Source organism: Bacillus sp. FSL M7-1345 (assembly GCF_038006985.1).
Lineage (GTDB): Bacteria > Bacillota > Bacilli > Bacillales > Bacillaceae_G > Bacillus_A > Bacillus_A cereus_U.
Genome location: NZ_JBBOWG010000001.1, coordinates 2,730,625 through 2,750,231 on the forward strand (window position 1 = coordinate 2,730,625; position 19,607 = coordinate 2,750,231).

Sequence of the window (19,607 nt, forward strand, 5' to 3'; positions counted from 1 at the left end):
ATGCTTAAAGTGAATGAGGATGATTTCACCTATCGCTTCGGTGATAACGGGCCTAAATATTTAATACAAGGTCCAAATATCGATCTTGGCCTAGTCGTTATTCAGCCTGGGCAAGAGTTTCAAAATCACTATCATACAACTTGCGAAGAAGTCTTCTATGCGTTAGAAGGCGAAATAGATTTCTATGTGAATAACGAGAGAGTTCCGATCAAACAAGGTGATGTCTTGCAAGTTCGACCTCATGAATCTCATTATCTTATTAACCATTCCGATAAGCCTTTTAAAGCTGTTTTTATAAAGTCACCACATTTACCAAATAAAGATACTGTACAAACTGAAAATCCAACATTAACGAAGGAGTGATTCCTAATGACTTGGGGATTTAAAAATCGATTAAATACAATTTTACCTGACGGCAGAGCAGTTATGTTAGCGATAGATCACGGCTACTTTTTAGGACCGATTCACGGACTTGAACAACCGTTAGAAACAGTTAAAAACTTGCTTCTATATACAGACTCCCTCTTTTTAACACGAGGTGTACTCAGCTCCTGTATACCTGAAAACTGCAGCACGCCGATGGTTATGCGTGTATCAGGCGGAGCAACTGTAGTCGGTAAAGATTTAGCGAATGAAACAATTGTTACACCTGTGAAAGAAGCCGTAAAACAAAATGCAATTGGCGTCGGCGTTTCTGTTTTCGTTGGATCAGACTATGAAACACAAACCGTTTCAAATCTCGCAAACGTAGTCTCTGAAGCTCACGATTATGGCCTGCCAGTACTCGGTATTACCGCCGTCGCAAAAGAACTGCAAAAACGAGAAGCACGGTTCCTAGCACTCGCTTCCCGCGTATGTGTTGAAATGGGAGCTGACATTATTAAAACATATTACTGCGAAGGATTCGAAAAAATTACGAGCACATGCCCTGCCCCAGTCGTAATCGCGGGCGGCCCAAAACTAGATTCAATCGAAGACGCATTAAACATTACGTACAATGCGCTGCAAGAAGGCGCAATCGGAGTAGACATGGGCCGAAACATATGGCAGTCCGAACATCCAGCTGCGATGATTCAAGCGATACATGGTATTGTGAAGAATAGATTGAATGTGAAAGAAGCGCTCCAATTATATGAAGATGTAAAAAATTAAAATAAACAACAGACTTTTACACTTAAATATATACAAAATCAATATTTACTATAAGGAAAAGCCCATATGTTAGATTACTAAGTAACCTAACATATGGGCTTTCTTTTACATTTTTCATTGTTCCGAATTTAGTCAAGCCTCTACAGATCACGTACGTTCCAAACAATCTCACCGCGCTCACCCCACGTACTGTGATGCCGCTTAAATCCTATCTTTTCTAATACCCGGAAGGACGCAACATTCCAAGCGCCTACAGTCGACCAAAGTCTTTGGCGCCCCGTAGCAATCGCAGCCTCTAGCACAGCTGTTGCTGCCTCTGTCGCATAACCCTTGCGATGAGCACTGCGGAACAACTCGTATGCAATCTCCGGCTCTTCAAGCGTGGAACGACCGATAATTAAGCCACAGTATCCGATGAAATCTCCTTCGTCTCGCCTACGAATAGTGAGAAGAGAAATACCATTTTCAGCTGCTTTCTTGCGCATCTCAATAAGATAGCTACGAACAGAGTCAATGGTTGGCATGTCCACACCACGTTCGCCAATTAATTTTCTCAGCCATACTGCATCGGATTCCTCCCACATATTCAGGTCGAGTCGTTCCGTTTTCAGCTGGAATGCCATAGCTTTATATGAAATTGTCATAGTGAGAACCTCCTATTTATATCACTGTGCTACTCATAATAGTTTCGCACCTCATCACATCAGAAACACTGTTGATTCTCTAAATTTTCTAGCAACAGCACACAAGAAATTAGAGTTCTTTTATGCATAAGCACTTCCCCTAAAAAATAGACCTTTTTATACAACTTTATTTTAAACATACAATATTTGCTTTAAGATGAATACCCTCTAGTTTATTAACAGTTTGTTTTTCACTTATCATACAAATAAAATGATCAAGCCCCTTTCCAAACTGGATAGGGGCTATATTTACATCTTCAAACAACTACTCTTGATGAGCACCATTAAGCTTTGAAACTTTCTTACCATCTCTATAATCAAGGCAAGAAACTTCAATTAATAATCCATTAAATATTGTAAAATAAAAACCATAACTACTACCTCTCATTGTATAAGGTTCCTTGTCTATTTCAATGCCTCCAGCTACTAAACGATTATATGCTTGATCAACTTCACTTGAAGTTTCCACTAAAAAACCAATATGAAAAGCTTCAGGATATGTAACGTCCTTTTTCCCCTTGAACGCTTTTGGATCACTTAACACCAGTATAAATCCATTCTCATCACTCATCACTACAAGCGCCTTTCCCTTTTGCTCCAAAAATTGAAAATCAAAAAATGTTTCAAAGAAATGTCTAGCTTCTGATAAATCATCAACACATAGATTCAAATGATTCAACCTCATTCACCCATCTCCTTTTAAACAGGGGTTATACAGAAGTATATTGACCCATATTGATAACACTTGAATGTTTAAGGGAAGGTATTCAAGTGTTCATTTTTTAATATTCTAATACTTTCTTCTATCGTCTAGAACGTTTTTTTAATGCAACATTTGGAATACAGTAAATGAAATTATATGAACGATTCGACACGGAATCTCGATTTACCGATAAAGATTGACAATCGTAGTAATCTACTTATTCTACTTAATTCTTTGTGCAATTGGGTGATCACCTTTTAGTTGCAGCAGGTCCCATAAATTCCCGTATAAATCCTTAAACACTGCAACAATTCCATATGATTGCTCTTTCGGTTCTCTCACAAATTCTATTCCTCTTGAAATCATTTCATTATAATCTCTCCAAAAATCGTCAGTATTTAAGAAAAGAAAAACTCTACCGCCTGATTGGTTACCAATAAAAGGATCTTGTTCAGGTTTAGATGCCCTAGCTAGTAATATTGTGGTACCGACTGAACCTGGAGGGGATACCACTACCCAACGTTTGTTTTCTTCTGGCTGATAAATATCTTCAACTAATGTGAAATTTAGTTTCCTTGTATAAAACTCTATTGCCTCATCATAGTCTTTTACTACTAATGCAATATGAACTATCGATTGAACCATTACTGTCCCTCCTAATCTTACTCACTAATCGAGTTTATATTATAACATTTCTAATTTTAACCTGTCCGTTAATTCTTCTTACATCACATACGAATCATTCTCTTTATTCAATGTTAATAACCATCTATCAGTAAACAGATAGATGGTTATATATTTGAAAAATTATAATTAAACAAATGTATTATTACGACTGTTGATAAGCCGATTTCGATGATTTCACATAATAAACCCCATGTTCAACGTTAATGATATGATCTGGCTTCGGCTTACCACGGCCCGCTCTATGTCCAGCTAAGTGCTCTTCACTCGTTTCCCAGTTTTTCCATGCTTCTTCAGATTCCCAGCGAATCATAACTACAACTTCTTCATCTCCGCGTCTCACTTTTTTCACGAGAACACTTAAGTCGATGAAGCCTTCAAATTTTTCAATAATGCCTTCTCCTGTAAAACGCTCTACAACTATATTAGATGTACCTTCTTTTACTGTAAATGTTTTAGTTTCGATAAACATATAATCCCACTCCCTTTTTATAATACGAATACTAGTATTCTTCCATTATAATTGATTATGATAATTATTTTCAATTATAAAATTTTAAATTTTTAGAATTATGCAGAATTCTCCGCAATCGACTCATCCAAAAATTTAAAATATGGAAGCAATATCCCTATTAAAGAAGTAACACATATAATCGAACCTATGATAAAGTATAATATTCTCACTCCCCACATTTCACTCAGTATTCCCCCAAGAAACACACCTAATGGCATTGCCGATCGTATGAAAAATAATCGCACTGAAAATACTTTTCCTATCATATTATTTGGGACTGTTTGTTGGCATATCGTCGTGTTATGAACATTGAAAAATGCAATACATATACCGGCAATTACTTCGATTACAATCGCAATAATAATACTATTATTTAAACCTAGTGAAATGTAAGTAAGGCCCCCTACGAATAATCCTCCAAGCATTAGTAGGCGACGGCTTCTATACTTCACTTTCCCAACTAACATGGAACCAACTACATAGCCAAGCGGGAAACCTGCCATGAAGTAACCGTACTCAGCATATCCTGCTGAAAGTTCGTCTTTTATATAAGGAAGATTCGTAACCATCGTTACTCCTACTCCGAATTGAACGAAAGTAAGAAATACCCCGAGCCAAACGATAACTGGTTTTGTGAAAAAGTATGTAAACCCGTGAAGAAACTCTTCTAGCCACGTTTTTCGAAGTTCTTGCTTTATCCTCTTTTCTCTAACGAAAAGTAATAATCCTCCACTTATAAATAGACAAATACACAAAAAAAATAGTGTAAGCCTCATTCCAATTAAATGAATGACGATACCACCTAATACTGGCGCAAGAAACATCATAAGACGAGTCATCCCATCTATATACGCATTTGCATCTTGAAGCTGTTCTTTACTTACAATGCTCGGTGTAATCGCTTGACTGGCGGGTGTATAAAGCGGCGTAATGAGCCCTACTATAATTTGAACAACGTAAACATGCCATACTTCTACACTGTTAGTAACAAGCATTACTAAAGGCAGTAAGAAAACAGAGGCCCGCATCCACTGCGAAAAAATCATAATCCACTTTCGGCTCCATTTATCAATAAATGGACCACTTATTAGTTGTAGTATGAGTGACGGGATAAAATATAATAGCCACATGCTGCTTAATGCTGTTTTCGATCCGGTTAATTCATAAACGAGAATTGAATTACATAACGTCCCGAAAGCCCCGCCTAATTCTGAAATTGCACTGCCAATCCACATAAAAAAAATGAACGATTTTTCAACACATTTTCCAATATAACTCACCAACTTTTCTATTAAATTCCTCCCTTTATGTACATTCTCGTTGTATATTATCTATTCAAAAATGCATCTAATTCTTTCGCTAAAGACTGCACTGCTTTCTTTCTCAACACATATTTTCCGTCTTGAATATCAACTAACTTTGCTGAACGTAAAAGTTTCAAATGATGATGTACTGTCGATTTTCCTAGTTGTAATCTTTCCGTTATTTCTTGCAGCGTACGCTCTTTTTCAAATAATAGTTTTACAATACGGAGCCTTGCCTCGTCCCCTAGCGCCTTATGTTTATGAACTAAAAAATAACTCGGCTCATACGGATCTTCCGGATGTATACTTTCATTTGCGACCGGATAATGAAACACTTTCGTATCGTCAATATCAGCTTCTATGTTCCACGGTCTGTACGTAATTTGCGGAATAAGGAGTACGTGATGCACACTTGGCTCTGGCATATATATAACTCCACCTGTTGCCCACTCGACAAACTCTTCTGGTTTCATCTTTTTATTCATTTCATTTTTCGCTTCATAATCTCGCTTTAATATAGAGAGCAGTTGCTCCTCTTCTTTCTTAATAACACCCTCATACCATCCTGTCATAACGGCGATTAAATGGCCCTTTAGTTCTTGTACATCGACATCACATATAAAGCCAATATACGTAGAGAAAAACTGATGATCATGTGCCAGTTCCTTTAGTTCGTGTATTGCAGATGCTTCTCCGCTAGCTGCTAAACGTCTTTTTTCCTGATGGATGTCTCCTAAAAACGGTAAACATATATACTTTAAATCTTCTTCTGAAAGTGAATCGGTATTTGCAATAAACTGTGATAGATCCTGAAAATCTCCCTCATACAATAACTGAAGCAATGCTTTCCATGTATTATTTTCTTCTACAAACTGTAAATGCTCTCTCATCTCTACCGATAATGATTTTCTAATTTCTTCCCATTCGCTTTGAGATTTTTCAAGCGTGTCGATTAACCTCTTATGCGTAATTGCCGCAATGCCAAGTGCGCATTCGAAAAGTATCGAATACTTCATTTGAACGTTGTACGTTTCCCTCTTTCTACTCGTTACGTGAAAGACTTCCATTTTATCCCCTCCTTATTTGCCATGTATTGAATTCTATATACACCGAATTATACCTTCTAACTTTTTAGAATTATAAAACTTTCTGAAACTTTATATTGCTACAAGTTTTTAAATTTAAGCTGCAGTTAATTTTCTTGTTCAACTATGAGGCAGGTTTCTTGAAGAGAAAGGAGAATTTATTACATTTAAAAAAATGATTTAGAAAGCATAAGTTTATTTCTACAATTACTACAACGACGCCATATTGTTCTTTTAGAAACTTCCAAACATCAATCAGATGATAAGTAGGTCCGTTTCTACCTACTTTCTCTAACACTTATTGTTGGTCTATCTCATAGTTAAGGAGGCTATACGAATGGGTAAAAAAGAAATATTACAAAATGGAGTCAAGCAGGTTTTTTACGAAGAAGAATGGTACCCACCGATATCAGAAGCGTTAAAGAATCTTACCGCTGCCCAAGCATGTTGGCACCCAGAAGGAAAGGCCAGTAATACGATTTGGGAAAATGCAAACCATTTACTAATCTTTAAAGAGCGCTTACTTTCCCGCTTACATCAAGATGACACATTTGTTGCTCCACAAAATAATGATGACACGTTTGTCCAAGATGGACCTAATGATGATGAAGCGTGGCAACAAACAGTGAAGCGAACGCTTCAAGTACATGATGCCTTGCAATCTTCATTAACATCCCTTCAAGAAGCAGAACTGGATCAACCAAGTCCGTCTCTACCAGTTTGGCAACAATATCTGAATATCCTTTTGCACGATGCTTATCATACAGGACAAATTATACAACTTCGTAAACTCCAAGGTTCATGGCCATCGCATCGTTCATATTTATAAACAATGATTAAAGATGATAGACCAGCATATGATTCTATATTTAGCAGAATAAGTACAAAAAAAGGCAAATGAGATTCTAACTCTCATTTACCTTTTTTGCATGTTGGAGAAACGTCCTACATAGATAAAATAAAACTTTAATCAGTGGGATTTTGTCCATCCCCCACTGATTATCAACCAAAACCAATCGGACATTTCTGGGCCATTATCTCCGACCTCACTTCCTCGCATTCGCCGAGTTTTAAGGTAGGAGTCTTACCGCCCATTAATACGGGATAAAAAATTCATTCACACTTATTAATTCATCTGTGCATCGTTCAATAGCCCAATTATTTCACTCAACATTTCTTCTGTAAAAGCACCTGCGCTAAAGTTCACTAATGCTCGTAATGGCATATAGCTCAGCATAGCATCCATCATTTCAGAGGCATCACTATCCCATCTAGCAGAAATAGTCGCATTAAATCCTAGTTATCTATCTTCCCTTTTCAAAAAAGAAGTAGGAATTTCCTTAGGCGAATATATTCAGCGTGCTAAGATAGATGAGTCAAAAAGCTTAATGACCTATACAAAACATTCTATATCAGAAATCTCCACACTATTAAATTTCCATGACCAAAGTCATTTTACAAAGGTCTTTAAAAAACATACTGGTATTTCACCTAAACAATTTAAAAATGGATACAGTTATTAGTTTAGAAAATTTCATCATACTTCCAATAATTGTTGTCCTTCGTTCTACCAATAGATTTATTTTGTTGCTTTACATTATTAATACATATCCTTTATAAAGCGAAAAAACATTAATTTTTAGTACATAAATTGAAATAGATTAACCCCAAACATAATTTACATTCTTCATAACTTCTGATCATAATCCAAATTTGGAAGAATAGAGGCTTTTTTATATACAAATAATAAGCCTCAAGGAGCTGTTGACATGCATTTCATATTAAATATGTTAGGGATTTTCGTTGTAATATTAATCGTTTTCCTATGTTCGCCTAATAAAAGAAAAATAAAATGGAGACCAATCGTTATTCTAATAATATTGGAGCTTTTTATTACGTGGTTTATGTTAGGAACCAAATTGGGCAGTATTATCATTAATAAAATCGCATCATTTTTCAGTTGGCTACTATCATGTGCGAATGAAGGTATTCGATTTGCATTTCCTTCAGCTATGGAAAATCAAACAGTTGATTTCTTCTTTAGCGCATTACTTCCTATCATTTTTGTTATCACTTTTTTTGATATCCTTTCTTATTTTGGAGTCTTAACTTGGATTATTGATAAAGTAGGTGCAATTATTTCAAAGATTTCTCGTTTACCAAAGTTAGAAAGCTTCTTTTCCATTCAAATGATGTTTTTAGGAAATACGGAAGCACTTGCAGTTGTTCGTGATCAATTATCTGTGTTAAAAGAAAATCGTTTGTTGACTTTTGGAATTATGAGTATGAGTAGCGTCAGCGGATCCATTCTTGGTGCTTATCTATCAATGGTTCCAGCAACATATATTTTCAGCGCTATTCCTTTAAACTGTATTAACGCATTAATTTTAGCCAATGTTTTAAATCCTATTGAAGTTACTAAAGAAGAAGATGTTATTTATAAACCTTCAAAAAATGAAAAAAAAGATTTCTTTTCTACTATTTCTAACAGTATGTTAGTCGGAATGAATATGGTTATCGTTATTTTAGCTATGGTAATTGGATATGTAGCTTTAACAGCATGTTTAAATGGTATTTTGAGCTTTTTTGTAGCAGGTTTAACAATTCAAAAAATCTTCTCGATTATCTTTAGTCCCTTTGCTTTTTTACTCGGTTTAACAGGCAGTGATGCTATGTATGTAGCTGAATTAATGGGGATAAAAATAACAACGAATGAATTTGTTGCAATGATGGATTTAAAATCAAACCTAAAGTCTTTACAACCACATACAATTGCAGTTGCCACAACATTTCTAGCTTCTTTTGCAAACTTTAGTACAGTAGGTATGATTTATGGAACTTACAATTCATTATTTGGCGGGGAAAAATCATCCATAATCGGTAAGAATGTTTGGAAGCTTCTTGTTAGCGGAATGGCTGTTTCCTTATTAAGTGCTATGCTTGTGGGGCTTTTTGTGTGGTAAATGAATATTGACTTCTTTTTAATTACAAAAGACACCCGAATTAAACGGGGTGTCTTTTGTAATTATTTCACTTGTTTTTTTATAATTCTTATCTTCGAATCTGTCCATTTCCACGAATCACATATTTTGTGGAAGTCAGTGCAGGTAGCCCCATTGGTCCCCTTACGTGTAGCTTTTGTGTACTGATGCCAATTTCTGCGCCGAATCCGAATTCAGATCCATCTGTAAAACGAGTCGATGCATTATGGTAGAGTGCTGCGGCATCAACAGATGTGAAAAACTTACTGACGTTTTCCTCGTTCTCTGTAATAATCGCTTCGGAATGCATGGATCCATACGTATTTATGTGATGAATCGCTTCTTCCGCTGAGGAAACCACTTTAACCGCCAGTGTAAGAGATAAAAACTCTGTTTCCCAGTCTTCTTCTGAAGCTAATGCAATAGAAGAATCAATTGCCAATGCTTTATTATCACCACGTAGCTCCACGCCTCTTTCTTTCAAGGAAGAAAATAGCTCGCTACCAAATTGCTGCGCCCAATTCTCATGAAGTATAATCGTTTCAATTGCATTACATACAGATGGACGCTGCGTTTTTGCGTTTATAATAATATCAAATGCCATTTGTTTATCCGCTGTTTCATCAATGAAAATATGACAATTTCCCGCACCTGTTTCAAGTACTGGAACAGATGCTTCTCTCACTACAGTATCTATTAACTGCTTGCCGCCTCTTGGGATAAGAACATCCAAGTACTCATTCAATGTAAACAACTGCTTTGCACTATCGCGCGTTGTATCTTCTATGAGCTGTACGCTTTCTGGAGACAAGCTTGTTTGTTTGAGCGCCCGGTGAATAACGCTAACGATGGCTTTGTTAGAATGAATAGCAGAAGAACTACCACGTAGTATTACTGCGTTTCCTGTTTTTAAGCAAATTGTAGCAGCATCCACTGTCACATTCGGCCTTGCCTCGTAAATCATTCCGACAACACCAAGTGGTACACGCATCTCCTGAATAGATAATCCATTTGGTCGTTCCCATGCACTTACACATTCTCCAACAGGATCACGTAAATCAATTAGTTGCTTAATACCTTCAGTCATATCAATGATACGCTGTTCATTCAGCATAAGACGATCAAGAAGAGAATCAGAAAATCCTTTTGCCTTACCTTCTTCGATGTCCTGTTTGTTTTCCTCTAAAATATAAGCTGTTTCTACTATCAGCTGATCAGCAATCGCAGCAAGTGCTTCGTTTTTTTGATTTGTAGATTTAAGCACAAGTTCTCTAGCGATTTTTTTCGCTTTTTGTCCCTTTGCTAACACTTCATTCATTTTCATTTCCTCCTTTTATAAAGTTAATACGTAAAAATTCGAAACCCGTTTATCTCCACCAACTAAGTGTTTCCCGCCTATGGAATTAAAGAATTTGAGCAGTGGACTCTGCCCTCTCTATTCTTAAAATGAAACCCAATGATCTCTATGGATGACTTCATAGCTATGCCTTTCCCCTCTTGCTTGAATATCTTGGCTCTGCATACCTTTTAAATCCCTTAGTTCCTCTGCACTGTATCTGCATTGTCCTTTCCCTATTACGTGCCCTTGTTGCGTGATTACCTCCACAACTTCACCGACTTGGAAAAATCCTGATACATTAGTAACACCAGCAGGAAGAAGACTCTTTCCATGTTGAATGATGGCAGTGGCTGCCCCCGCATCTACTTCAATTTGTCCGCTAACGAGCGAATGTAGCGCGATCCATTGCTTGTTCATCTTAATTACTTTTTGAGGAGCATTCCCGATATATGTTCCATCACCTTTTCCCTTCATAACATCTAAAAACTTCTCCTGTCCACATCCCGTTCCGATAAATACACTCACTCCAAGAGATAGTGCCGTCTTTGCAGCATCGATTTTTGATTTCATACCGCCAGTCCCAAGTTTTGAGCCAGCATCTCCTGCAAGAGAAGCAATTTCTTCAGTTACCTCAGGAAGGAAATAATATTTTTTCGCATCCGCATTTTTCTGAGGATTTTGGTCATATAAACCGTTCACATCTGTAAAAATCATGAGCATATCTGCCGAAACAAGTCCGCTTACTAAAGCTGACAGCATATCATTATCACCGAACGTTAGCTCTTCTAAAGAAATGGAATCATTTTCATTGATTATAGGAAGAGCAGAACGGTTTAGTAGCTCTCCTAAAGTAGCGTAAGCGTTACTGTATTGTTCTTTTCTAGAAAAATCACTTCTCGTTAGTAAAAGTTGTGCAGTAACGATACCATATTTACGGAATTCCTCCGTGTATGCCTGCATTAATAAACTTTGCCCGACAGCGGCAGCAGCCTGTTTCCCTTTAATTGTCACAGGTCTGCTAGGATACCCTAGAGCAGAAAAACCTGCAGCGACTGCCCCAGATGTAATCAACAAAACTTCATGCCCTTCCTCTTTCAATCGTGCCAATGCAGCAACGTGATCTGAAAGTTGTTCTTTACAGATGCCTCCATGACTCGCTGCCAAGGAACTACTCCCAATCTTTACAACAATTCGTTGTTTTTTCACTTTTTTATCCCCCAAGTCTAAAATCAAAGTTTTTATAAATTATACTTTTATTTATACAGTTTGCAGCTATGTCTATCCTCATCAATGCTGCACCTATAGTATTAAAGGGCAAAATAAAAATGACCGCTTCGCCCTTAATAAAATAAAAAGGACGAAACGGTCATTGTTCCGCGGTACCACCTTAATTGATATACATAGATATCCACTTGGCGCCTATAACGCAGGCGTACGCCTAAACTTTCATTTAAGACTCAGGGATAGGTTCGATACATTCTATACGAGGAATCTTTCAGCCGGTGAATTCCACTCTCTTTCGCAAGAAGACATATGTACTATTTCCCTTCAACGATTTTCAATTTAATTTTTTATATTATGCTATATAGTTCCTTTTTGTGTCAAGAGGTATTTTGCAAAATGAATATGATGACAAGTTTCTTGTATGAGATTACGGACATACTGGATGATAGTGAAAATTGATATAACTATACTCATATTCATAAACATAAAATCTTTTAAAAAATCTCTCCTGTCATTCATGCGATTAATAACATATATTGTTCTCCATACCAAGGTATATAAAGTGAAACTTTAATCAGTGGGGGTTTTGTTCATCCCCCACTGATTATTAGCCCTCACCAATCGGGCGTTTACGGGCAGTTGATCTCCCACCTGAATTTTGAGGTGGTAGTTTTACTGCCCGTTAATGCGGGATAACATAAAATCTTTAAATATAATGCGTGTACTTACATAATGTCGAATATAATTTATTTTTATATTTTGTATTGCAAAAAGGCACACACTCTCTTAAAATGTTTCTTTATATTGCATGGAGATATAATCATTATTTTAGAATAACAATATCAGACCGATATAATTTATGATAAAAGGAGCCAGATTGAGTTATTATGGACAAACAAATTGGATTCATCGGATGCGGAAATATGGGGATGGCTATAATTGGCGGAATGCTAAACAAAAATATAGTGTCTTCAAATAAAATCATTTGTTCAGATTTAAACACTACGAATTTAAAAAATGCCAGTGAAAAATACGGGCTAACTACAACTACTGACAACAATGAAGTAGCTAAAAATGCTGATATTTTAATTTTATCAATTAAACCAGACCTATACGCATCAATAATTAACGAAATAAAAGAAGTGATAAAAAACGATGTTATCGTCGTAACGATCGCTGCAGGAAAAAGCATCAAAAGTACTGAGGATGCTTTTCATAAAAAGTTAAGGGTTGTAAGAGTAATGCCTAATACACCTGCTCTTGTTGGAGAAGGAATGTCTGCGTTATGTCCTAATGAAATGGTGACAGAAAGAGATCTAGAAGATGTACTAAACATTTTCAATAGTTTTGGTCAAACAGAGATAGTAAGTGAAAAATTAATGGATGTTGTAACTTCTGTAAGTGGTTCTTCGCCAGCATATGTATATATGATTATAGAAGCGATGGCAGATGCAGCTGTATTAGATGGTATGCCACGAAATCAAGCATATAAATTCGCAGCTCAAGCTGTGTTAGGCTCTGCAAAAATGGTACTAGAAACAGGAATGCATCCAGGTGCATTGAAAGATATGGTTTGTTCCCCAGGCGGAACAACAATAGAAGCTGTAGCAACATTAGAGGAAAAAGGCTTACGAACAGCCATCATTTCAGCTATGCAGCGTTGTACGCAAAAGTCTGTTGAACTATCTAGGCAAACTAAAGAGTAAAAACTGTAAAAGAGATCACTTTAGATGAATACACATATCTTTAACAGTTTTAGACTATATGCATATTTCATTTACATACTCCTCCTTTTTCACCAGTAACTGAACGGACAAATTCAAGGATAATTGAGTTTGTCCGTTTTGTATTTTGTTATTCTAAAATAATTCACCTATTCTTATTATCATTTATTTCATAGCGTAATACCCTTTTATTTATTAAGGTAACATCATTTTCATATGTATTTGCTGCAGATTTTATCAAGTTTTAAATCATACGTTTCTTGTAAGACATGATACACACCAGATGAAATATACTCAGAGACTAAGCATAATATCTATTGAAAAAAGTAATATCAATCGTCTCAAATTGTTAACATAATATTTTTATCGTCTTCTTATATTAATACCTACTATTTCCTAATCCACCTCCATTACAATTTAAATCATTTACGTTTTCTCTATATCGTACATCTACTATTTAAACAAAAACTCCCCTTAAATCAAAAATGATTAAGGGGAGTCAGTTATATGTGGTGAAGTTATAGTTCTGATTTTACTGGAATAGAAACATTGTTTTTCACTAAATTTTTAACGTCTTTAAAGCTAACAAAATTGTTGTTTTGCTCATCCCAAAGACGGAAACGGAGTGACCGCAAACTTGTAGCAAGAGTAATCGTTGGTACATTTTTTAAAGGAAGCGTATTATTGTGTGCCTCTTCTAATTGATAATTAGGTACTCTTGGACTTAAATGGTGAACATGGTGAAATCCAATATTACCAGTTAGAAATTGCAAGATTTTTGGAAGTTTATAAAAAGAACTTCCTTCCACTGCCGCTTTCACATATTCCCACTCTTTATCTTCTTCAAAATAAGAATCCTCGAATGTGTGCTGTACGTAAAACAGCCAAATACCTATTGAACCTGCTATTAAGAATATGGAACCATGTACTAAAAGAAACGATTGCCATCCGATTGCCCAGCAAAGTAACCCTACTAAAGCAACAATTAAAACATTCGTCAAATAGGTGTTCATGCGTTCCTTCTTTCTAGCACCTTTTCGGTTAAATCTATTTTTAAGTAGGAAAACATAAATCGGACCTAATCCAAACATAACGAATGGATTGCGATATAAACGATATGCTAAACGGAGTCTAAATGGCGCTGCCAAATATTCATTCACTGTAAGGGTCCAAATATCTCCTGTACCTCGCTTATCCAAATTACCACTTGTAGCGTGATGAACGGAATGCTCATGCCCCCATTGATCAAACGGGAATAAAGTTAAAACACCCATACATGTCCCTACTATTCTATTTACACGACGACTTTTAAAAAAAGAATGATGGGTACAATCATGAAAAATAATGAAAACCCGTGTCATAAATCCAGCGGCTAACAGAGATGGAACTAATGCTAACCAATAAGAAACGGACAGGCTTTTATAAGCAAGGTACCATAAGATAATAAATGGCACTACCGTATTGATGATTTGCCAAACACTTTTTTTTGCCGTTGATTTTTCAAAAGGAGCAACTTGTTTTTTTAAATTTTTAGTATTTTGTAATGTCATTTTTTCTAATTCCTTTCCTTTATGTTGCTAATTCGTATTATAACACATTATTAGTAGTAGGTGTTATACGCAGGTATAATAAATATTTTATACTATAAAAATCTCTTTTTTCTTACTCATTCCTTACAAATTGCTTACGTCCAAAATAGCTTCTATTATAGGATAGAAGGAGCATTTGTGCCGGAAATTCCGAAGTTTTTCCCAATAAATATATTAATTAAAAAGAAACACAGAGTTTTTTTCACTTCTGTACTGCCCCGTTTCCACAATAAGAAGTGAGCTGTCCCATAAGTCGGTGACACCGACTTTGATATGCTCCGCTTAGTTTCACCTTATTCTATCGATGAACGTAATGTTCACTTGTTGCAACTGATTTTACCGGAACTGGATCTATTTCATGAAACAAATCAAATTAAATTTAAAATAAAAAACTAGTCTATTTTGAAAACTTCCTTCACTTTTATTTAACTGTTATTCTTTATAAAATATAAAAATTTAATGTCCGTTTATTTAATTTTAAATCTATGATATATTCAAAATATTAATCATACAAAGTTAATATAATGAAAATAAGGGAAATTTATGAAAAAATACATTTTATATTCATACTAAAATCACATAGTTTTTAGTATAGAAAGGAGATTCAAAATTTGAATAAGAATTTAACCAAAATTACATTAATAAGCGGTATCGCTCTTATACTTTATCATTTTTTTAAATGGTATTTAGTTGAATTCCTTACCCCATTTGTTATGCCATTTCTTTCAATAATAGTTCATGGATTGTTTTTCTTAATATTAATTTTCACAATCATACATCTTATCAAATACAAAAATTGGAAACCGTTAATTGTTCAACTAATCATAGTAATTACTTGGATATGTATACCATTTAATGAGATTTATATAAATTTAGATTTTATTATCTATAAACAAGACCGTGAAAAAGTTATAGCACTTATAGAACATAAAGAGTTAACTCCTAATGTTCATTATGATAGTAGACAAATTCATTTACCTAAACAGTTTGCATCCACTTCCAAAAACGGTGGGGATGTAATTATTCAACAAAATAAAAATGGTATTTCTGTTTTCTTTTTTACTTATCGTGGTATATTAGATAATTTTTCAGGATTTATTTACACACCAAATGATACTAGACCAAACAAATACGACTTTAATAATGAATATAAAGAAATCACAAAAATAGAAAAAAACTGGTATTATGTCACATCATATTAAAGAACACAAAAATTTTCTTTTAATTATATTAAAAACATACCGTATTTATAGAAAGGGAATGCTTGTATACTATATACTGATCTGTACTGCATTCCCTAATTAGGCCCGAAACGGATTCTTGTCGTATTAGCTCATTCAAGGTGATGCAATTTTTTTACAAGCGATACATCTTTTTTATCATATACGTCGCTTTAACACCACTCAATATAGAGGTTGCCGTTTCAAATGAATCGAACCTTAACATAGGAGTAGCATCACACATCCATCAACTTAAGAATTTTCTCGTTTTGGATTATTTGTTTTTCTCAGCTTGATTGTGACAGGGCATTGCCAACAAAAAGCGATTTTCGTGCGCTAAGATTCTTTCAACATAAAGATTGTTGATAACTTGTACGTGTCAGTAATACCATCTAGCTGTAGAGTGCCGAAAAAAAGTGAAGCAAACAAAAAATAACTCCAAAATCAACTTGTATTGTATATTTTGGAGTTACTTGACGTTTACTTTGCAACGAAAGAGAACCGCAACACTGCCTAAAACCTGGGCGCTTATCACATCCACAAACACACAAAATTAAGAAGCCTTCTTCATTCGTTGTTGCTCTTTAATTTGTTCAGCAATAGCTGCAACATGAATACATTCCATATATAGGTCGTCAGCATCTGTATCTTTCACGCTAACTTTTATACTTGTATACTCAAAATCCCTTTGATTTGTTTTTGGATGGTAAAACATGCTTCTCTACTCTTTCATATAGAGTAAGCAATTGCTTGATAAAAGAAAATTCCGGTACTAACCAATACGAAAATAACGCTGAAACACATCCTATTAAAGCCCCTATTACAACATCAAAAGGATAATGAACCCCTACCCAAATACGAGAGATCGCTACACAAAATGCAAGTATAATCCATAACCATCCAGTCTTTTTACGAACAAGCAAAAACGAAAAACAAATCGAAAAAAAGAGAATCGTATGGTCACTAGGAAATGAATTATCTACAGCATGGTCGACAAGTTTATTAACATCAGGCAATACTGCAAACGGTTGATAATTCAAATGAAATTTCCCTGCTATTTTTCCAATCACCTCAGCAATCACAAAAGCAACCATCGCTTGAATAACCATCATCCTACTTTTTCTGGACCCGGTAAACCAATAAGCTATAATAATTAAACCAAAAATATATACCATATATTCTGCCAAAAATACCATGGCTGAGTTTAGGAATGAATATTGTTTACCTAAATCATTAATTGCTCGAAAAATATCAATATTGAATTGAGAAAAAGACATTTTCAAATCCCTCCTTTATAGTAAGGTGTTTAACTCATTGCCATATACCTTCATTACACGAATAGTTTTGATTATTGTACTCATCTAAAAATACCAACCTTCTTGTACGCTTATAATTTTATTATGGGAAAAAAGGTTTAAATGGGACTTAACTACTTCTTAACTATGTGAATGTACTGTTTCTTCCTCTAACATGACGTTTTCACTTAAAAAATAAGCGGCATACGTACGTATATTTCGACTAACGTTTTTAAACGCGAGCTGAGAAAACGTCATCTTCCTTCCCCTCCCACGCTTTTTTTACTTTCATAAAAATAGGCATCACCATGAGTATGACATCTCCTTCTTCTTTCTTCTTTTTCACTATAATAAAAAAAGAAAAAGGAAAACATCGAACTTTCTTACATACATTCGTGCATTCTTACAGTTTTGTCATTTTCTCGTCATTTTGTAAATGTGTTCATCGCCTTGCCTTTCGCTATTTTCAAAAACTCTTGTAACTCTGGGTTTATATTCGTCTTTCGGTATGCAACGGCTAGTTCCGCAACAATTTTAGAATCACATATTTCTTTGTAGACAACTTCTGATTGATATAATTTATTTGCAGACACCTATCCGCTGTTAATTAAATAAGAAAAATTATATGTTTCTAATACATGTTTTTGATCGAGCTTTAATTTAAACCTACAAAGAATTAAGGAAAGTACCCAAAACGACCGTTTATGGTACTTTCCTTATTTTTATCCAGATTGAGAAAAATACTATTCAAATTCAGTTTCAAAACTCATTACCAAAAATAAACGCTCCTAACATATTAGTCATATACAATATGTTAGGAGCGTGATATTTTAAGTGTTTTTTGGATTTAGGTCTTGATAATATACGCTAAGCAATCTTTTATATAAAAAAGCCGATTCCCTGTAATCTAAAGGATAATCGGCTTTTTGCTATTCATTTATTTGTAGTAGTTGAAGAAATTCTAAAGGTATAATCATATTAATTATTATCTATAAAACAATCCGTTTCTCAGTTTCTGAATCAAAGTAATGAACTTTGTCCATGTTTAAACCGAGCTCTATATTTGATTGACTTTGCACATCTAAAGATGTGTCCACACGTGCAACAAAAGATTGTCCATTAATGTTAGAATATAGATATGTTTCTGCTCCCATTAGTTCTGCTACATCAATACATACCGTTACTTTTGCGTTATATGGTAAATCCTCGATTTCTTTTCCATAATAAAAGTCTTCTGGACGTATTCCTATTATGATTTCTTTATTCGTATAGCCCTTATTTCGCAAGCCTTTCATCTTCTCTTCTGGCACTTCAATTTTCCACTTATCAATCATAACTGCATTATCTGTTAATACTCCTTTGAAAAAATTCATTCCAGGAGAGCCAATGAATCCGCCGACAAATACATTCTCTGGATTATCATACACTTCTTTCGGTGTACCGACTTGCTGTATAATCCCATCTTTTAGTACAACTAAGCGCGTCGCCATCGTCATAGCTTCAATTTGATCATGCGTGACATATACAGATGTCGTTTGCAGCTGTTGATGTAATTTTGTAATCTCAGCACGCATTTGAACGCGTAGCTTCGCATCTAAGTTTGATAAAGGCTCGTCCATTAAAAATACTTTTGCATTTCGAACAATCGCTCGGCCTAAGGCAACACGCTGACGCTGACCACCTGAAAGTGCTTTTGGCTTCCGGCTTAAATACTGCTCAAGCCCAAGAATTTTTGCTGCATGTTGCACACGTTGTTCAATTTCTTCTTTACTATACTTTCTTAGTTTTAATCCAAATGCCATGTTTTCATACACACTCATATGCGGATAAAGTGCATAGTTTTGAAATACCATTGCAATATCTCTATCTTTCGGTGTAATATCATTTACACGCTTTCCATCAATATAAAAGTCGCCCTCTGAAATCTCCTCAAGTCCTGCAATCATACGTAATGTTGTAGATTTCCCACACCCTGAAGGGCCAACCAAAACGATAAATTCTCCATCATTTACTTCTAGGTTAAAATCTTTTACGATTGTCACATCATGATCATATTTTTTGTAAATGTTTTTGAATGATAGTTGAGCCATAATATCCTCCTAGAATTCGA

18 protein-coding genes, 2 pseudogenes and 1 other annotated feature are annotated in these 19,607 nt (G+C 35.1%); of the genes and pseudogenes, 7 read left to right on the forward strand and 13 right to left on the reverse strand.

Annotated features, from left to right (window positions below; translation table 11 throughout):
• Both MHB76_RS14190 and lsrF read left to right on the forward strand, forming a co-directional pair.
• Window positions 1–363 (forward strand): cupin domain-containing protein, encoded by a 363-nt coding sequence (locus MHB76_RS14190; protein WP_000921867.1) that lies wholly within the window; start codon window positions 1–3, stop codon window positions 361–363.
• 6 nt (window positions 364–369) lie between these two features.
• Entirely contained in the window at window positions 370–1,152 is a 783-nt protein-coding gene (gene lsrF / locus MHB76_RS14195) for a 3-hydroxy-5-phosphonooxypentane-2,4-dione thiolase (RefSeq protein ID WP_078174284.1), read from the forward strand.
• A gap of 140 nt (window positions 1,153–1,292) precedes the next feature.
• On the opposite strand, the gene MHB76_RS14200 is transcribed toward lsrF, so the two are convergent.
• From MHB76_RS14200 to MHB76_RS14225, 6 genes and pseudogenes are all read right to left on the reverse strand, one after another.
• Window positions 1,293–1,796, reverse strand: a complete 504-nt coding sequence (locus MHB76_RS14200; protein WP_078174283.1) for a GNAT family N-acetyltransferase — start codon at window positions 1,794–1,796, stop codon at window positions 1,293–1,295.
• Window positions 1,797–2,100: 304 nt separating this feature from the next.
• On the reverse strand, window positions 2,101–2,520 hold the full coding sequence (locus tag MHB76_RS14205; RefSeq protein ID WP_078174282.1) for a VOC family protein: 420 nt from the start codon (window positions 2,518–2,520) through the stop codon (window positions 2,101–2,103).
• Window positions 2,521–2,760: 240 nt separating this feature from the next.
• Entirely contained in the window at window positions 2,761–3,183 is a 423-nt protein-coding gene (locus MHB76_RS14210) for a VOC family protein (RefSeq protein ID WP_078174281.1), read from the reverse strand.
• A 184-nt stretch (window positions 3,184–3,367) separates the two neighbouring features.
• Window positions 3,368–3,694, reverse strand: coding sequence for a heme-degrading monooxygenase HmoA (hmoA, locus tag MHB76_RS14215; protein ID WP_002013488.1), 327 nt, complete (start codon window positions 3,692–3,694; stop codon window positions 3,368–3,370).
• Window positions 3,695–3,792: 98 nt separating this feature from the next.
• Window positions 3,793–5,006: pseudogene (locus MHB76_RS14220) on the reverse strand (MFS transporter).
• 57 nt (window positions 5,007–5,063) lie between these two features.
• On the reverse strand, window positions 5,064–6,107 hold the full coding sequence (locus MHB76_RS14225; protein WP_078174280.1) for an ArsR/SmtB family transcription factor: 1,044 nt from the start codon (window positions 6,105–6,107) through the stop codon (window positions 5,064–5,066).
• 355 nt (window positions 6,108–6,462) lie between these two features.
• On the opposite strand from MHB76_RS14225, the gene MHB76_RS14230 reads away from it, so the two are divergent.
• The 3 genes and pseudogenes from MHB76_RS14230 (at window position 6,463) to MHB76_RS14240 (ending at window position 9,088) form a co-directional block, all read left to right on the forward strand.
• Window positions 6,463–6,954 (forward strand): DinB family protein, encoded by a 492-nt coding sequence (locus MHB76_RS14230; protein WP_078174279.1) that lies wholly within the window; start codon window positions 6,463–6,465, stop codon window positions 6,952–6,954.
• 430 nt (window positions 6,955–7,384) lie between these two features.
• A pseudogene (locus MHB76_RS14235) lies at window positions 7,385–7,648 on the forward strand (helix-turn-helix domain-containing protein); the annotation flags it as partial.
• Between the two features lie 246 nt (window positions 7,649–7,894).
• A complete protein-coding gene (locus MHB76_RS14240; RefSeq protein WP_078174278.1) occupies window positions 7,895–9,088 on the forward strand; it encodes a nucleoside transporter C-terminal domain-containing protein in 1,194 nt (397 codons plus the stop codon).
• A gap of 88 nt (window positions 9,089–9,176) precedes the next feature.
• Here the strand turns inward: MHB76_RS14240 and MHB76_RS14245 are convergent, their stop codons facing one another.
• Complete coding sequence (locus MHB76_RS14245) at window positions 9,177–10,424, reverse strand: glutamate-5-semialdehyde dehydrogenase (protein ID WP_078174277.1); 1,248 nt, start codon at window positions 10,422–10,424, stop codon at window positions 9,177–9,179.
• Between the two features lie 123 nt (window positions 10,425–10,547).
• Window positions 10,548–11,651 (reverse strand): glutamate 5-kinase, encoded by a 1,104-nt coding sequence (gene proB / locus MHB76_RS14250; protein WP_078174276.1) that lies wholly within the window; start codon window positions 11,649–11,651, stop codon window positions 10,548–10,550.
• Window positions 11,652–11,795: 144 nt separating this feature from the next.
• Window positions 11,796–12,006 (reverse strand) — a binding site (T-box leader).
• Between the two features lie 550 nt (window positions 12,007–12,556).
• Here proB and proC point away from each other — a divergent pair.
• A complete protein-coding gene (gene proC / locus MHB76_RS14255) occupies window positions 12,557–13,375 on the forward strand; it encodes a pyrroline-5-carboxylate reductase (RefSeq protein ID WP_002161364.1) in 819 nt (272 codons plus the stop codon).
• A gap of 536 nt (window positions 13,376–13,911) precedes the next feature.
• Here proC and MHB76_RS14260 read toward each other — a convergent pair.
• Window positions 13,912–14,943: a fatty acid desaturase gene (locus MHB76_RS14260; protein WP_078174275.1), complete on the reverse strand. Its 1,032-nt coding sequence runs from the start codon at window positions 14,941–14,943 to the stop codon at window positions 13,912–13,914.
• Between the two features lie 650 nt (window positions 14,944–15,593).
• Between MHB76_RS14260 and MHB76_RS14265 the strand changes: the two genes are divergently transcribed.
• A complete protein-coding gene (locus MHB76_RS14265) occupies window positions 15,594–16,184 on the forward strand; it encodes a hypothetical protein (protein WP_078174273.1) in 591 nt (196 codons plus the stop codon).
• 571 nt (window positions 16,185–16,755) lie between these two features.
• On the opposite strand, the gene MHB76_RS14270 is transcribed toward MHB76_RS14265, so the two are convergent.
• From MHB76_RS14270 to MHB76_RS14285, 4 genes are all read right to left on the reverse strand, one after another.
• On the reverse strand, window positions 16,756–16,917 hold the full coding sequence (locus MHB76_RS14270; protein ID WP_165497469.1) for a hypothetical protein: 162 nt from the start codon (window positions 16,915–16,917) through the stop codon (window positions 16,756–16,758).
• Complete coding sequence (locus tag MHB76_RS14275; protein ID WP_002127913.1) at window positions 16,880–17,479, reverse strand: undecaprenyl-diphosphatase; 600 nt, start codon at window positions 17,477–17,479, stop codon at window positions 16,880–16,882. Before MHB76_RS14275 ends, MHB76_RS14270 begins: the two co-directional genes overlap by 38 nt.
• 443 nt (window positions 17,480–17,922) lie before the next feature.
• Window positions 17,923–18,090, reverse strand: a complete 168-nt coding sequence (locus MHB76_RS14280) for a hypothetical protein (RefSeq protein ID WP_033708081.1) — start codon at window positions 18,088–18,090, stop codon at window positions 17,923–17,925.
• Window positions 18,091–18,486: 396 nt separating this feature from the next.
• Window positions 18,487–19,587, reverse strand: a complete 1,101-nt coding sequence (locus tag MHB76_RS14285; protein WP_078174272.1) for an ABC transporter ATP-binding protein — start codon at window positions 19,585–19,587, stop codon at window positions 18,487–18,489.
• Window positions 19,588–19,607 lie beyond the last annotated feature (20 nt).

Excerpts from the sequence above, each read along its gene's own strand:
- MHB76_RS14225 (WP_078174280.1), bottom strand. The coding sequence starts at position 6,107 with ATGGAAGTCTTTCACGTAACGAGTAGAAAGAGGGAAACGTACAACGTT.
- MHB76_RS14190 (WP_000921867.1), top strand. The coding sequence starts at position 1 with ATGCTTAAAGTGAATGAGGATGATTTCACCTATCGCTTCGGTGATAAC.
- MHB76_RS14205 (WP_078174282.1), bottom strand. The coding sequence starts at position 2,520 with ATGAGGTTGAATCATTTGAATCTATGTGTTGATGATTTATCAGAAGCT.
- MHB76_RS14270 (WP_165497469.1), bottom strand. The coding sequence starts at position 16,917 with ATGTTTTACCATCCAAAAACAAATCAAAGGGATTTTGAGTATACAAGT.
- MHB76_RS14285 (WP_078174272.1), bottom strand. The coding sequence starts at position 19,587 with ATGGCTCAACTATCATTCAAAAACATTTACAAAAAATATGATCATGAT.
- lsrF (WP_078174284.1), top strand. The coding sequence starts at position 370 with ATGACTTGGGGATTTAAAAATCGATTAAATACAATTTTACCTGACGGC.
- proC (WP_002161364.1), top strand. The coding sequence starts at position 12,557 with ATGGACAAACAAATTGGATTCATCGGATGCGGAAATATGGGGATGGCT.
- MHB76_RS14260 (WP_078174275.1), bottom strand. The coding sequence starts at position 14,943 with ATGACATTACAAAATACTAAAAATTTAAAAAAACAAGTTGCTCCTTTT.
- MHB76_RS14230 (WP_078174279.1), top strand. The coding sequence starts at position 6,463 with ATGGGTAAAAAAGAAATATTACAAAATGGAGTCAAGCAGGTTTTTTAC.
- MHB76_RS14210 (WP_078174281.1), bottom strand. The coding sequence starts at position 3,183 with ATGGTTCAATCGATAGTTCATATTGCATTAGTAGTAAAAGACTATGAT.
- MHB76_RS14245 (WP_078174277.1), bottom strand. The coding sequence starts at position 10,424 with ATGAATGAAGTGTTAGCAAAGGGACAAAAAGCGAAAAAAATCGCTAGA.
- hmoA (WP_002013488.1), bottom strand. The coding sequence starts at position 3,694 with ATGTTTATCGAAACTAAAACATTTACAGTAAAAGAAGGTACATCTAAT.
- MHB76_RS14240 (WP_078174278.1), top strand. The coding sequence starts at position 7,895 with ATGCATTTCATATTAAATATGTTAGGGATTTTCGTTGTAATATTAATC.
- MHB76_RS14275 (WP_002127913.1), bottom strand. The coding sequence starts at position 17,479 with ATGTCTTTTTCTCAATTCAATATTGATATTTTTCGAGCAATTAATGAT.
- MHB76_RS14200 (WP_078174283.1), bottom strand. The coding sequence starts at position 1,796 with ATGACAATTTCATATAAAGCTATGGCATTCCAGCTGAAAACGGAACGA.